The organism is Serinicoccus chungangensis, from assembly GCF_006337125.1.
Lineage (GTDB): Bacteria > Actinomycetota > Actinomycetes > Actinomycetales > Dermatophilaceae > Ornithinicoccus > Ornithinicoccus chungangensis.
Genome location: NZ_CP040887.1, coordinates 2440082 through 2455383, shown reverse-complemented (window position 1 = coordinate 2455383; position 15302 = coordinate 2440082). Strand labels below are relative to the sequence as shown.

The window sequence follows — 15302 nt, the reverse complement described above, 5'->3', positions numbered from 1 at the left end:
CTCGCGTCCACTGCACGGTTCCTGACCCACAACCCCCCAGCGGGTTTGTTGTGACATGGTCAACCATGTTACGGCGGTCATAGCGTCAGGGAAACGCCCGGTCACATTCCGAACCCGGAAGCTAAGCCTGACAGCGCCGATGGTACTGCACTGGAGACGGTGTGGGAGAGTAGGACACCGCCGGACCACCCTTCACGAAAGGGCCCGCCCACCAGGGCGGGCCCTTTCGCATGCCCGGGGCCTTTTCGCCCGGCGCGACCTGCGAGCATGGGCAGGTCGTCGAGGAGGGCCGTGATGAAGGGACCCAGCGTGATGAGTGGTCGGGGTCTGCGCCGGATGGCGTGGTGGATGATGCCGCCCCCGGTGGCCGACCGGTTGCGTGCCGCCCGCCGGCGCCGGCGGGAGGAGGCGGCGGTGGCGCGCCGCGAGGAGCGGATCGCCGAGCGCCGTGCGTCGTTGCTCGCCGGGGACCCCGATCTGCGCATGGTGGAGACGGGCTCGGGGGAGGGGCCGGGGCGGGTGGTGGCCGACTTCACCGTGGCTCAGGCCCGCGAGCACAACCTCAGGCTGGTCACCGAGGTGCTGGACGAGGCCGGGGTGTCCTTCTTCCTGGTGCGGGGCAACTCCGCGCGTCGGCACGTCCTCGGGGTGCACCTGCGGGACCGGCCGGCGCTCTTCCGGGCGATGCGGGCGCGGCACGACCTCAGCGCCGTGTGGGCGGTGAAGCCGGGCCGCGGGGGCTCCGCCGCGACGGCCAGCGCCTACGTCGACGGCGGGCTGCAGAGCGGCATCAAGTCCAGCCTCGTCGTCCGCTTCGCCGAGCCGCTGCTGTCCGGGTCAGGCCGGGTCGTGGGGGGTCTGGATCTCGGGTGCGACGTCGAGTTCTGGCAGGACGCGGACCAGTTGGTCGGCCGGGAGCGCGCCGCGCGGCTGGAGCAGGTCCGGTGCCAGACGCCCGAGCCGGCCTTGGCGGGGGCCCTCGTCGCTCCGCGCCCCAACCGCGTGGCGGACGTCCTACCGGTCTCGGCGCAGGTCCCCGGTCAGGCGGTGGTCGGGGAGCGGGTCCTCCCGACCTTCGAGCCCTTCACCTGGACGCTCACCGACGAGGTGACCTTCCCGGTGGACGTGGTCTACACCTGGGTGGACGGCACGGACCCGCGGCACGCGGCCCGGCGGGCCCGCTACTCCGACGAGGCGCCCCACGGGCTGGGCGCGAACACCTCGCGCTACACGAGCCACGACGAGCTGCGCTACTCGCTGCGCTCCCTGCACATGTACGCCCCCTTCGTGCGCCACGTGTACGTGGTGACGGACGACCAGGTGCCGGCCTGGCTGGACCCCGACGCGGCGGGGATCACGGTCGTCGACCACCGGGACATCTTCGCCGACGCCTCGGCGCTGCCGACCTTCAACTCGCACGCCATCGGCGCCCGGCTGCACCACATCCCGGGTCTGTCGGAGCACTACCTCTACCTCAACGACGACGTCTTCCTCGCCCGGCTGCGCCAGGCGGAGGACTACTTCTACGCCAACGGCATCGCTCAGGTGCCCTTCTCGCCGGCGCAGTTCGGGGTGGGGGACGTCATCCCTGGTGAGGTCGCTCCGAACTCGGCCGGCAAGACGGTGCGCTCCCTCCTGCAGGCGGACTTCGGGCGGGGCATCACCCAGAAGTTCAAGCACGCCCCCCACCCACAGATCCGGTCGGTCCTGGCCGAGCTGGAGGAGAGGTACGCCGAACCGGTGGCCCGCACGACGCGCACCCGGTTCCGCTCGACCGAGGACGTCGGGTTCGCGGCGACGTTGCACCACCACTACGCACTCCTGACCGGGCGCGCGGTGCCCGGTCAGACGAGGATGAGCTACGTCGACATCGCCGCGCCGGACATGTCCCAGCGTCTGGACCGGCTCCAGCACAAGGGCGGCGTCGACACCTTCTGCCTCAACGACGTGGACACCCCGGAGCACACACGGGAGGCGATCCACGCGGTGGTCGCGGAGTTCCTCGAGGAGCGTTTCCCGTTCCGTTCCCCCTGGGAACGTCCGGACGCCTGAGCGCCTGACCAGCACGCCTGCAAGATCTTGCAGCAGAGTGTTGTGTTCTGTGCAGGATGGTCCTAGGTTAGGCGCCAACGTCCCTCTGCCCCACCCCTGGAGATCGCAATGATGCGTCCACGTCCTGCTGTCGGCATGCTTCTCGCCGCGACGTTGCTGGCCACCACCGGTGCCGCCACCCTGGCCGGGCAGACCCTGGCTCCCTCGCCGGCGGCCGCGCAGGAGGGACGCGCGGTGACCCTCGTGGGGGACCTGCAGGACGAGCTGGGCTGCGGCACCGACTGGGAGCCGTCGTGCCAGGCCACCCGACTGACCCCGGTCGACGGCAGCCCGGACGTGTACCGGTCCACCTTCGAGGTGCCCGCGGGCAGGTGGGAGTACAAGGTCGCTCTCGACGGCGGCTGGGACGAGTCCCACCCCGAGGCCAACCTCGCCGTCCAGGTCCAGGGGCCGGCCAGCCTGGAGTTCACCTTCGACGACGCCACCGACGAGGTGGGTCTCGTCCCCCTGCTCGAGCCCACGGACGCCGAGCAGGACGACGCCCTGGCCGGGGACAGCCTGCGGGCCCCGGTGACCCGGGAGCAGTTCTACTTCGTCATGGCGGACCGCTTCGCCAACGGCGACCCGACCAACGACACGGCCGGCATCGCGGGCGACCGGCTGCAGCACGGTTTCGACCCGACGGACAAGGGGTTCTTCCACGGCGGCGACCTGGCGGGCATCCAGGACAGGCTGGACTACATCGAGGGCCTGGGGACGACCGCCATCTGGCTCACTCCCAGCTTCAAGAACCGACCGGTCCAGGGGTCGGGGGCCGACGCGAGCGCGGGCTACCACGGCTACTGGGTCACCGACTTCACCCAGATCGACCCCCACCTCGGGACGAACGAGGAGATGAAGGCGCTCATCGACGAGGCGCACGACCGGGGGATGAAGGTCTACTTCGACATCATCACCAACCACACCGCGGACGTCATCGACTACGCCGAGGGGGAGTACGGCTACGTCGACAAGGAGACCGAGCCCTACCGCGACGCGGCCGGCAACGCCTTCGACGACCGCGACTACGTCAACAAGCCGTTCCCGCTCCTGGACCCCGAGACCTCCTTCCCCTACACCCCCGTCTTCCGCACCGAGGAGGACGCGGAGGTGAAGGTGCCGGGCTGGCTCAACGACCGCACGCTCTACCACAACCGCGGCGACTCCACCTTCGCCGGCGAGTCCAGCCTGTACGGCGACTTCGTCGGCCTGGACGACCTCTTCACCGAGAACCCCGAGGTGGTCGACGGCATGGTCGACATCTACTCCACCTGGGCCGACCTGGGCATCGACGGTTTCCGGATCGACACCGTTAAGCACGTCAACCTGGAGTTCTGGCAGGAGTTCAGCCCGCGGGTGCTGGAGGCGGCGCGTGAGGACAACGAGGACTTCTTCATGTTCGGCGAGGTCTACGACTCCAACCCGGAGTACCTCTCCACCTTCCCCACCGAGGGTGAGCTCCAGGCCGTCATCGACTTCGGCTTCCAGGCGCGCTCGGTGGCCTTCGCGCGGGGTGCCGCCACCACCGAACTGCGGACGTTCTACGCGCAGGACGACTACTACACCGACACCGACTCCAACGCCTACCAGCTGCCGACGTTCACCGGCAACCACGACATGGGCCGGGCGGCGATGATGCTGGCCGGGGACCACTCCGGGGAGGACCTGCAGCGGCGGGTCGAGCTGACCAACGCGCTGATGTTCCTCACCCGCGGGCAGCCGGTCGTCTACTACGGCGACGAGCAGGGCTTCATCGGAGCCGGCGGCGACAAGGACGCGCGGCAGGACATGTTCGCGACCCAGGTGCAGCAGTATGCCGACGAGCCGGTCATCGGTGCTCCCTCCGGCGCGCGGGACCGCTACGACACCGGGCACCCGCTGTACCGGCAGATCGCGGCGCTCAGCGACCTCGTCGAGGCCAACCCCGCGCTCGCCGACGGGGCGCAGATCCACCGCTACGCGAGCAACGAGGCCGGGATCTACGCCTTCTCCCGGATCGACGCCGAGGAGCAGGTCGAGTACCTCGTCGTGGCCAACAACTCCGACGAGCCCCAGCAGGCATCCCTGTCGACCTACGGCTCCCGCACGATGTTCCGCGCCATCTACGGCGAGCGGGGCCGGTTCATCACCGGGTCCGAAGGCCGTCTCACCGTCGACGTGGACCCGCTGTCCGTCGAGGTCTACCGGGCCGAGAAAGACCTGCGCGGGCGTCGTGAGGCACCGTCGGTCGCGATGACCAGCCCGGCGGCCGGCGGGGTCGTGGGCGGGCGCGCCGAGATCGGTGCCGCGGTGCCGGAGAACGTCTTCGCGCAGGTGACCTTCGCCTACCGCCCCGTCGGTGTGCAGGAGTGGTCGGTGCTCGGCACCGACGACAACGCGCCCTACCGTGTCTTCCACGACGTCACCGGTCTGCCGGACGGCACCCTGCTGGAGTACCGGGCGATCCTGCAGGACCACTCCGGCAACGTCTCGGCCTCCTCCAGCTACGGCATCGTCGGCGAGGCCGGCAGCGGAGGGGGCGGCGGTGGTGGGGTGGACCCCATCGGCCCGGTCGAGCAGCCGGACGCGGTCAGCGTGCCCGGCAGCCACAACCCCGCCATGGGCTGCTCGGGCGACTGGCAGCCGGACTGCGACCAGGCGCAGCTCACGCTGGACGCGAAGGACACCGTCTGGAAGGGGACCTACGACGCCGGCACGATCCCGGCCGGCGACTACGAGTACAAGGCTGCGATCGACCGCTCCTGGGACGAGAGCTACGGCGCCGGCGGAGCACCCGGAGGTGCCAACATCGGCTACACCGCCGATGGCGGGCCGGTGAGCTTCTACTACGAGCACGCCCGCCACTACGTGACCTCCGACGCGGAGGGCCCGATCATCACCGCTCCCGGCTCCATGCAGAGCGAGCTGGGCTGCCCCGGCGACTGGGACCCCTCCTGCATGGCCCCCTGGCTCATCGACCCGGACGGCGACGGCACGTATACCTATGCCACCACCGCGATCCCGGCCGGCACCTACGAGCTCAAGGTGGCGCACGGCCTGTCCTGGGACGAGAACTACGGCGAGGGCGGCGAGCGGGACGGCGCCAACATCGGCTTCTCCGTGCCCTCCGACGGGGTGCGGACGACCTTCAGCTACGACCTGGAGACGCACGTGCTGAGCGTGACGACGTCCGAGGCGGGCGTGGCGCCGGACCTCGGCTCGCAGCGCGCCTACTGGGTGCGCGACGACCTGGTGGCGTGGCCCGCAGAGGGGGTCGAGGACGCCGTGCTGCGCGACTGGCGGCTTCACTGGTCCGCCGACGGCGGGCTGGGGATCGATGCCGAGGCCGTCACTGGAGGTGACTCCTCGCCGCTGACCCTCGACCCGGACGGGCTTCCTGAGGAGGTGCTCGAGGACTTCCCGCACCTCGAGGGTCACCTCGCCCTGCGGCTGGACCGGCGCAGCGCCCGGGCCGCCGGGGACATCCTCACCGGACAGGTGGCCGTCGCGATGTACGACGACCTCGGCCGGCTGGCCGACGCGACCGGGGTCCAGGTCCCGGGTGTCCTCGACGACCTGTATGCCGAGCGGGCCGCCGACACCGCGCTCGGCGTGAGCTGGCGCGGCCCGAACCCGACCCTGCGGCTGTGGGCCCCGACCGCCCAGGACGTGCGGCTGCTGACCTGGCCCGAGGGCGGCCAGGGTGACCCCCAGGAGTCGTCCCTGCGCCGGCTCAAGGACGGCAGCTGGGAGATCAAGGGGAAGAGGTCCTGGACGGGTCGCGAGTACCTCTTCGAGGTCGACGTCTTTGTGCCGGAGACCGGGGCGGTGGAGACCAACCGGGTCACCGACCCGTACTCGGTCGCCCTCACCCTCGACAGCGAGCGCTCGGTGCTGGTCGACCTGGACGACCGGCAGTGGCAGCCGCGGGTCTGGCAGCGGGCGGAGGCGCCGGCGCTCGAAGACGAGGTCGACCAGACGATCTACGAGCTGCACGTGCGCGACTTCTCGATGGCCGACCCGGACGTGCCGGCCGAGCTGCGCGGCTCCTACCTGGCCTTCGCCGAGGACGGCTACGGCCGCCGCCACCTGGAGGCGCTCGCCGAGGCGGGGATGAACACCGTGCACCTGCTCCCGACCTTCGACATCGCCTCGATCCCGGAGACGACCGCCGACGCGGACGCGGTGCCGCAGCCGGACTGCGACCTCGACTCGCTCCCGCCGGACAGCGCCGAGCAGCAGGAGTGCGTCATGGCGCAGGCCGACGCGGACGCCTTCAACTGGGGCTACGACCCATGGCACTTCATGGCGCCCGAGGGCTCCTACGCCTCGACGACCGAGGCGGCCCAGGGCGGTGCCCGGGTGGCCGAGTTCCGGACGATGGTCGGCGGGCTGCACGAGTCCGGTCTCCGCGTCGTCCTGGACCAGGTGTTCAACCACACCGCCCAGTCGGGCCAGGGGAGCAAGAGCGTCCTCGACAAGGTCGTGCCCGGCTACTACCACCGGCTCAACGCCGTCGGTGACGTGGAGACCTCGACCTGCTGCGAGAACATCGCGACCGAGCACGCCATGGCCGAGAAGCTCATGGTGGACGCGGTGGTCGTCTGGGCGCGGGACTACAAGGTCGACGGCTTCCGCTTCGACCTCATGGGTCACCACAGCCGGGACAACATGCAGGCGGTGCGTGCCGCGCTGGACGAGCTCACCGTCCGCCGCGACGGCGTCGACGGCTCGCAGGTCACGCTCTACGGCGAGGGGTGGAACTTCGGCGAGGTGGCCGACAACGCCCGGTTCTACCAGGCCACGCAGGGCCAGCTCGACGGCACCTCGATCGGCACCTTCAACGACCGGCTGCGCGACGGCGTCCGCGGTGGCGGACCCTTCGACGAGGACCCTGGTGCGGAGAAGGGCTTCGCGACGGGTGGCACCAGCGGCAACGACACCGACCTGGTGCAGGTCGGCCTCGCCGGCAACCTGCGGGGCTTCGAGCTGCGCAGCCAGGAGAGCGGTGAGGTGGTGACCGGCGAGCAGGTCGACTACAACGGCTCGGCCGCCGGCTACGCGGAGGACCCGGACGAGGTCGTCAACTACGTGGACGCCCACGACAACGAGACGATCTTCGACGCCCTCACCTTCAAGCTGCCGCAGGACCTGCCGATGGCGGACCGGGTGCGGATGAACACCCTCGCCCTGTCCACCACGACGCTGTCGCAGTCGATCAGCTTCTGGCACGGTGGCGCCGACCTGCTGCGCAGCAAGAGCCTGGACCGCAACTCCTACAACAGCGGCGACTGGTTCAACCTGCTGGACTTCACCATGACCGAGAACGGCTTCGGCCGGGGCCTGCCGCCGGCGGCGGACAACGAGGACAAATGGGGCCTCATGCAGCCCCTCCTGGCCGACCCGGCGCTGGCGCCCGAGCCGGCCGACATCGAGCAGGCCTCCGCGATGGCCGCCGACCTGCTGCGGCTGCGCTCCTCCACCGAGCTCTTCCGGCTCGGGGACGCCGAGCTCATCGAGACCAAGCTCACCTTCCCGGTCTCCGGGACGGAGCAGGGTGACGAGCAGGTCGTCGTCATGCGGGTGGACGACACGGTCGGCGCGGACGTCGACCCGGAGCTGGACGGCCTGGTCGTCGTCTTCAACGCCGGCGCCGAGCCGGTCGACCAGGTGGTGCCCGGTCTCGAGGGTGCCGATCTGGAGCTCTCGCCGGTGCAGGCGGACGGCGCCGACCCCGTGGTCCAGGAGGCGACGTGGGACGCGGCTGCCGGAACCGCCCGGGTGCCGGCCCGCACCGTGGCGGTCTTCGTCCAGCCGTGACGTGCGGGGCAGGATGGGTCCCGTGGACCCCTCGGACCTCGACCGCCCGGACCTCGACCGCCGGGACCTGCTGCGCGCCCGCGCGCACTGGCTGACCGCCGACCTGGTCGCCGTCCCGCCCACGGCGCTGCCGCACGGCGTCGCCCCGGAGGACCTGCGCTGGAGCCTCGGTGCGGCGCCGGACGGCGGGATCGACCGTCGCGGCGAGGGCGCGCAGGAGGAGCTGGCGCTCACGCTGGCCGAGGGCACCCTCCCGGACGCCCTCGTGCGGCGCTGGCCCCACCTGGCCCCGTGCCGCGCGCTGCGAGGCGACGGCGAGGTGGCGCGGCGGGCAGCGACCCTGCTCACGGGTCAGGTCGCGCTGCTCGGCCGCGACGGCACCGGCGCGACGGCGCTGGCCACCTCGGTGCAGGTCCCGGGCGTGCTCGACGACCTCTACGCCGGGGCCGCGGACCGGCGAGCGCTCGGCGTGAGCTGGACGGGGGAGCCGGGCCGACGGGTGCCCTCCGTCGCGGTGTGGGCGCCGACGGCCCGGGCGGTCGACCTGCTGCTGTGGGACGGGGTGCCCGAGCACGACCGGGAGCGGGCGTGGGCCCCCGCCGGGGAGCCGATGCGGGTGCCGATGCAGCGCCAGGAGGACGGCGCGTGGACCGTCACCGGCACGCCCGCGTGGGCCGGTCGCTGCTACCGGCTCGACCTCGAGCACGTCCTGCCGCGCACCGGAGAGCGGCGCCGGGTGGGCGCCACGGACCCCTGGTCGGTGGGCCTGTCCCTGGACTCGCGGCACAGCGTGCTCGTCGACCTCGACGACCCGGCGCACGCCCCGCGGCGCTGGCTGCAGGCGCCCGTGCCGCCCGCCGTCCGGGCCGTCGACCAGTCGGTCTACGAGCTGCACGTCCGCGACTTCTCCCGCGACGACGACACCGTGCCGGCGGGGGTACGCGGGTCCTACCTCGCCTTCGCCGCCGAGGGTGAGGGGAGGCGGCACCTGCGCCGGCTCGCCGCCGCGGGCCTCACCAGCGTCCACCTGCTCCCCACCTTCGACCTGACCTCGGTGCCGGAGGACCCGGCCGCCCAGGCGCACGAGCCCGCCGGTGCGCTGGCGGAGCTCCCGCCGGACAGCAGCGAGCAGCAGCGGCGGGTCCGGGCGCACGCCCTGCGCGACGCCTTCAACTGGGGGTACGACCCCTGGCACTTCCTCGCCCCCGAGGGCTCCTACGCCAGCACGCCCGGCCAGGCGCACGGTGGCGCCCGGACCGCGCAGCTGCGCACGATGGTGGCCGGGCTGCACGAGCTGGGGCTGCGGGTCGTGCTGGACCAGGTCTACAACCACACCACCGACTCCGGCCTGAACCGCTCCTCGGTGCTGGACCGCGTGGTCCCCGGCTACTACCACCGGCTGGACGCGGACGGGGACGTGCAGACGTCCACGTGCTGCCAGAACCTCGCCACCGAGCACGCCATGGCCCAGAAGCTCATGGTGGACGGGTGCGTGCTCTGGGTGCGGCACTACCGGGTCGACGGCTTCCGCTTCGACCTCATGGGTCATCACAGCACGGAGAACATGGAGGCGGTGCGGGCCGCCCTCGACGCGCTCACCCTCGAGGCGGACGGGGTGGACGGTGCAGCGGTGCACCTCTACGGCGAGGGGTGGGACTTCGGCGAGGTCGCGGGCGACGCCCGGTTCCGCCAGGCGACCCAGGGGCAGCTGGACGGCACCTCGATCGGCACCTTCAACGACCGGCTGCGCGACGCGGTGCGCGGCGGCAGCGTCCACGACGCCGACCCCCGGACGGGCCTCGGCTTCGCCACCGGGGGACGCGACCCCCGGCATACCGACCTGCTGCAGGTGGGCCTGGCCGGCGGTCTGCGTGGCCTGCGGTTCCGCTCGCAGGAGAGCGGTGAGGAGGTCTGCGGGGAGCAGGTCGACTACGGGGGTGCGGCGGGCGGGTATGCCGCGAGCCCCGAGGAGGTCGTGAACTACGTCGACGCCCACGACAACGAGACCCTCTGGGACACCCTGACGCTCAAGCTGGCGCCGTCCACCCCCATGGCCGAACGGGTGCGACGCAACACCCTGGCCCTCGCGACCGTCACGCTGTCGCAGGGGATCAGCTTCTGGCACGCCGGGGCGGAGCTGCTGCGCAGCAAGAGCCTGGACCGCAACAGCTACGCCTCGGGCGACTGGTTCAACCGCTACGACCCCGGGCTGCGGGACAACGGCGCCGCCCGGGGTCTGCCGCCGGAGCCGGACAACGGGGTGCGCTGGGAGCTCATGCGCCCCCTGCTCGCGGACGCCTCGCTCGTGCCCGCGGCGACGGACATGGCCCTGGCGCGGGGGTGCGCCCTGGACCTGCTGCGCCTGCGCTCGGCGCACCCGTTGCTGCGGCTCGGGTCGGCCGAGGCGATCGGCGCCGCGGTGTCCTTCCCGGTCTCCGGGACCGAGCACGGGGCGCCCGACCTGGTGGTCATGCTGGTGGACGGCAGCAGGCTGGGGGCCGGGAGGCCAGGGGACGACGAGGCCGTGATGGTCGTCCTCAACGCCGCACCGGGGACGCGCACGGTCACCGTGCCGGGGCTGGCCGGTCAGCGCTGGCGGCTCTCGTCGGTGCAGCGGGACGGGGCCGACGAGCTGGTCAAGGCGACCGGCTGGCGGCTGGCGGAGGGTCAGGTCCGGGTGCCCGGGCTCACGGCTGCGCTGCTCGTGCGGTGAGGGTGGGCGGGAGCGGCAGGGCACAGGTGTAGACGACCACGCGCTTGGCCTGGGGGTTGCCCTGACCGACGCGACGGTAGCGCTCCAGCACCTCCAGCAGCTCGGCGCGCAGCGCGGTGACCTGCTCGGCGGTGACCTGCACCGGGTGGTCCTCCAGCCCGCAGCTCTCGCGCCAGGCCGGCTCGTAGGAGTCCTTGTCCTGGATCCAGCCGCGGGCCCTCTCGCCGAAGTGGGCGAGGTAGTCCAGCGCCAGCCAGTCGGCCGCCTGCGCGTCGTCCTCGTCGAGCGGCTCGTCGACCAGGCCGGCGGTGGGCGGCAGGTCCAGGGCGCGCCATACCCGTCGCCGGCCGGTGCCGGAGCGGGTGTCCTCCACCAGCCCGACCTCGGCGAGCTTGCGCAGGTGGTAGGACGTGGCGCCGGTGTGGGTCTCCAGGGCCTGCGCCAGCTCGGTGGCGGTGGCGCGCCCGTGCACCCGCAGCTCGGCCAGGAGCCGGCTGCGCAGGGGGTGCGCGAGGGCGCGCAGGGCGGTCCGCTCGCTCACCTCACGTCTCCTGGGTGAAGCTCTCGCGGGTGGTCTCGGCCCGGGCCGTCTCCGGGCGAGCTGCGAGGAAGGCGTTGACCCAGCGGGCCTGCGGGTCGGCGTCGATGAGCACGGCCTTGACCAGCAGGGTCGCCGGCAGCGCCAGCAGCGCGCCCACCGGGCCCAACACCCAGGCCCAGACGATGAGGGAGATGAAGGCCACCGTCGGGGTGACACCGACCGCGTCGCCGGTGAACTTGGGCTGGATGAGGCTCTGGATGACGAAGTTGAGGGCGCTGTAGACCACGACGACCAGGAGGGCGTTGACCGGCCCGTTGGCCAGCAGCGCGACCGCCGCCGGGGGCACCAGGCCGATGACGAAGCCGATGTTGGGGATGTAGTTGGTGAGGAAGGCCACCACGCCCCAGGCCAGCGCCAGGGGGACACCGAGCCAGAACAGCGCGACGACGTCGAGCACCGCGACGATGAGACCGAACAGCGTGGTCACGACCCAGTAGCGACGGACGCCCTGCGCGAAGCTCACCAGGGCGTGGGCGACGTTGGGGTGCTGCTCCTGGACGAGGGCCATCCGGCGGCCGGCGCTCATGGTGTCGATCATGAGGAAGAAGATGACGATGACCGTCGTCGTCAGCAGGCCGAGGATGCCGCCCAGGTTGCCGATCACCCCACCCAGGGCACCGATGAGGCGGGCCGGGTCCAGCACCGACTCCAGCTGCTGGGTCAGGGTGTCCTGCTGCAGCCCGTAGCCCTCGAGGAAGGTCACGGTCTGGGTGTAGAGCTCGCTGTAGCGCTGGCGGTACTCCTGCGAGCTGAGCTCTTCCACCATGGCGGCCGCGGACCACCCCAGGGCGGTGAAGAAGGCGATGAGGAAGGCGAAGATCGCGCCGCCGGTGAGCACCGCGGCGATGATGCGCGGCACCCCCACAGTGACCAGCCAGCGTTGCAGCGGAGCCGCCGCCAGGACCAGGTTGAGCGCCAGGAAGGTGGGGGCGATGTAGTCCCGGAGCTGGTTCAGGCCGAGCAGGACCGCGAAGGCCAGGGCGATGCCCAGGAGCACGAGGACGGCGCGAGGCCACGGGCTCTCGGCGACGGGCGGGGGAGGGGCCGCGGGGACGACCTGTGCTCGCTCGGGCCGGGCGGGCCGTCGCCGGAGGGGGGGCAGGACGGGCACGGCGTGCTCCTCTCGACGAGTCGAGGCTACGGCACCGCGCACCCGGTGCACAATAGTTGTGCACAAAGGCCGCCCAGGGATCGGTGCCGAGCCCACGGCATACGCGCTGACCTGCGCTTTTGTCGGAGTTTGGCCGACCGTCACCGGTCGGTAGACTAGAACGGTTGCCCATCACCAACTCTCGAAGAAGGTAGGCGAATGCGCACCTACTCCCCGAAGGCCGGCGAGGTCACCCGCGCCTGGCACGTCATCGACGCCACGGACGTCGTCCTGGGTCGCCTGGCGTCCCAGACCGCGATCCTCCTGCGCGGCAAGCACAAGACGATCTTCGCCCCGCACATGGACACCGGCGACTTCGTCATCATCATCAACGCCGACAAGGTCGCCCTCACCGGCGCCAAGCTGGAGCAGAAGAAGGCCTACCGCCACTCCGGCTACCCGGGCGGGCTGAAGGCGGAGACCTACGAGCAGCTGCTCGAGAAGCACCCGACCCGCGCCGTGGAGAAGGCCGTCCGCGGCATGCTCCCGAAGAACTCGCTGGGACGGCAGGTGATCTCCAAGCTCAAGGTCTACGCGGGTGACACCCACCCGCACGCGGCCCAGCAGCCGTCCCCGTTCGAGATCTCCCAGGTCGCCCAGTAAGGAAGCCGAAGGACCTATGACTGTCAACGACATCGACACCGCCGACGGCGCCGACTTCGACGAGAACGCCGTCTCCGAGTACACCACCGAGTCCTCCGCGGCTCCCGAGGCCGCGGCGCAGCGCCCGAGCGCCACCTCGCCCGGCGCCGGTACCGGCCGCCGCAAGCAGGCCGTCGCCCGGGTCCGCATCGTGCCGGGTACCGGCCAGTGGCGGATCAACGGCCGCACCCTCGCCGAGTACTTCCCTAACAAGGTGCACCAGCAGATCGCCGCCGAGGCGCTGACCCTGCTGGAGCTGGACGGCGCCTACGACGTGCTCGTCCGCGTCCACGGCGGCGGCCCCTCCGGTCAGGCGGGCGCGGTCCGTCTGGGCGTGGCCCGTTCGCTGAACGGCATCGACACCGAGCTGAACCGCCCCGCGCTCAAGCGCGCCGGTCTGCTCACCCGTGACGCCCGCGTGCCCGAGCGCAAGAAGGCCGGCCTTAAGAAGGCCCGCAAGGCGCCGCAGTACAGCAAGCGCTGACCTCCCGCGCCCGGCCCCGGCCGGCGCACCACGACGGCCCGTCCGCAGCCACGCTGCGGGCGGGCCGTCGTCGTCCCGTCCGGTCCTCAGCGCAGGCTGAGGTCGTCGACGAGGAAGGAGGTCGCCAGGGTGGAGTCCTCGGCGGCGACGAGGCGCAGGGTGACGGTGCGGCCGGCGAACGCGTCGAGGCTGACGGTCCGCTGCACGTAGCCCGAGGACGCGTCGAGGTTCGACCAGGTGCCGAGCACCGTCGTGCTGCCGCCGGAGACGACCTGGACCTGCATGCGGTCGTAGGCGGTGGACGACGTCGTCTCCTGCGTCACCACCCGCAGCCAGAGGTCGAGGTCCGCCCCGGCCGAGGGCACGCTCACCTGCTGGGTGATGGCCTCGCTGCGGGTCTGGCCGTAGCCGACGAGCCAGGCCTTGGCCGAGCCGCTGCGCGCGGCATACCCGGTCGTCCCGATCGTGGCGGTGTCACCGCTCCAGCCGGTGGTCCCGGACTCGAAGCCGCCGTTGGTGATCGAGCCGCCCGGCACCGGGGCCGGGTCGGGGGTGCTGCCGCCGGACTGCAGACCGGGGGTGTAGAGCAGCCGGTTCGGCGACCCCGACCCGATGCCGCTCAGCTGCCCGGTGGTCGCGGAGCCGTTCAGGGCCGTGGCCACCTGCGCGGGCGAGGCCGAGGGGTTGGCCTGCAGGTAGAGCGCGACCGCCCCGGCGACGTGGGGGCTGGCCATCGAGGTGCCCGAGATGGTGTTGGTGGCGGTGTTCGAGGTGTACCACGCCGAGGTGATCGAGCTGCCGGGGGCGAAGAGGTCGACGCAGCTGCCGTAGTTGCTGAAGCTGGACCGTGCGTCGCTGCTCGTCGTGGAGCCGACCGTGATGGCGTTCGCCGCCCGCGCGGGGGAGACGTTGCAGGCGTTCTGGTTCTCGTTGCCGGCGGCCACCACGACCGGTATGCCGCGCGCCACCAGCCGGTCGACGGCCGCGTCGGTGGTGGTGGAGGCGGGGCCGCCCAGGCTCATGTTGACCACCGAGGGGCGCGGCGCGTTGGTGGCCACCCAGTTCATGCCCGCGATGACCCCGGCGTTGGTGCCGCTGCCGTTGCAGTCGAGGACCCGGACGGGCACGAGGGTGGTCCCCTTGGCGACGCCGTAGGTGGTGCCGCCGACGGTGCCGGCGACGTGGGTGCCGTGGCCGTTGCAGTCGCTGGTGCCGCGGCCGTCGTCGATCGCGGTGTAGCCCGAGGCCGTCCGGCCGGAGAAGTCGCCGTGCGTGGTGCGGATGCCGGTGTCGATGACGTAGCTGCGGACGCCGCTGCCGGTCGCGGTCCAGGTGTAGGACCCGCTGAGCGGGCGCGTGCGCTGGTCGATGCGGTCCAGACCCCACGGGGGGTTGTTCTGGGTGGCCGAGACGGAGACGACCGAGTCCTCCTCGACCCAGGCGACGTCCGGGTCCTCGCGCAGGTCGGCGAGCTGGGCCGCGTCCAGGGTCGCCGAGTAGCCGCCGACCGCGGTGTAGGTGTGCCCCACGTGGATGCCCTTGCCCCGCGCCTGCGCCACCTTCTTCTCGGTCGCGGCCGCGACGGCCTGGTGCGCCCGCTCCGCGGCCCGCTCGCTCGGCCCGCGCTTGCTCTGCGCGGCGACGTCCAGCATGACGATGTAGGACCCCTCGACCGCCTCGGTGGTGCTCTCCACCAGCGGCGCGACGGCGTCCGGGCGGTCGGGCACGGCCACCGAGGGGACGGCCACCCCGACGGCGGTGGCCAACGAGGCCGCGGCGGCCAAGGAGATCCTGCGGATGCGCTGCATAGCTGCTCCTTCAT

The 15302-nt window shown here is 72.1% G+C and carries 8 protein-coding genes and 1 rRNA gene; 6 read left to right on the top strand and 3 right to left on the bottom strand.

Features of this window, described 5'->3' with window-relative positions; all coding sequences use genetic code 11:
• Positions 1-69 precede the first annotated feature (69 nt).
• From rrf to pulA (FHD63_RS11165), 4 genes are all read left to right on the top strand, one after another.
• A 5S ribosomal RNA gene (rrf, locus tag FHD63_RS11180) occupies positions 70-186 on the top strand.
• A 108-nt stretch (positions 187-294) separates the two neighbouring features.
• Positions 295-2052: a stealth family protein gene (locus FHD63_RS11175; protein ID WP_238705637.1), complete on the top strand. Its 1758-nt coding sequence runs from the start codon at positions 295-297 to the stop codon at positions 2050-2052.
• 135 nt (positions 2053-2187) lie between these two features.
• The gene (pulA, locus tag FHD63_RS11170) at positions 2188-7890 is read left to right on the top strand and encodes a pullulanase-type alpha-1,6-glucosidase (RefSeq protein ID WP_238705636.1); all 5703 of its coding nucleotides are present in this window, start codon (positions 2188-2190) and stop codon (positions 7888-7890) included.
• Between the two features lie 22 nt (positions 7891-7912).
• A complete protein-coding gene (pulA, locus tag FHD63_RS11165; RefSeq protein WP_158296766.1) occupies positions 7913-10603 on the top strand; it encodes a pullulanase-type alpha-1,6-glucosidase in 2691 nt (896 codons plus the stop codon).
• Here the strand turns inward: pulA (FHD63_RS11165) and FHD63_RS11160 are convergent.
• On the bottom strand, positions 10578-11144 hold the full coding sequence (locus tag FHD63_RS11160; protein ID WP_139722138.1) for an ArsR/SmtB family transcription factor: 567 nt from the start codon (positions 11142-11144) through the stop codon (positions 10578-10580). The two genes, pulA (FHD63_RS11165) and FHD63_RS11160, sit on opposite strands and share 26 nt — an antisense overlap.
• 1 nt (position 11145) lies before the next feature.
• The gene (locus FHD63_RS11155) at positions 11146-12315 is read right to left on the bottom strand and encodes an AI-2E family transporter (RefSeq protein WP_139722137.1); all 1170 of its coding nucleotides are present in this window, start codon (positions 12313-12315) and stop codon (positions 11146-11148) included.
• Positions 12316-12513: 198 nt separating this feature from the next.
• On the opposite strand from FHD63_RS11155, the gene rplM reads away from it, so the two are divergent.
• The gene (gene rplM / locus FHD63_RS11150; RefSeq protein WP_139722136.1) at positions 12514-12957 is read left to right on the top strand and encodes a 50S ribosomal protein L13; all 444 of its coding nucleotides are present in this window, start codon (positions 12514-12516) and stop codon (positions 12955-12957) included.
• Positions 12958-12973: 16 nt separating this feature from the next.
• The gene (rpsI, locus tag FHD63_RS11145; protein WP_139722135.1) at positions 12974-13480 is read left to right on the top strand and encodes a 30S ribosomal protein S9; all 507 of its coding nucleotides are present in this window, start codon (positions 12974-12976) and stop codon (positions 13478-13480) included.
• Positions 13481-13566: 86 nt separating this feature from the next.
• On the opposite strand, the gene FHD63_RS11140 is transcribed toward rpsI, so the two are convergent.
• Positions 13567-15288 carry a S8 family peptidase gene (locus FHD63_RS11140; RefSeq protein ID WP_139722134.1) on the bottom strand — a complete coding sequence of 574 codons (1722 nt, stop codon included), beginning with the start codon at positions 15286-15288 and terminating at the stop codon, positions 13567-13569.
• Positions 15289-15302: the final 14 nt, after the last annotated feature.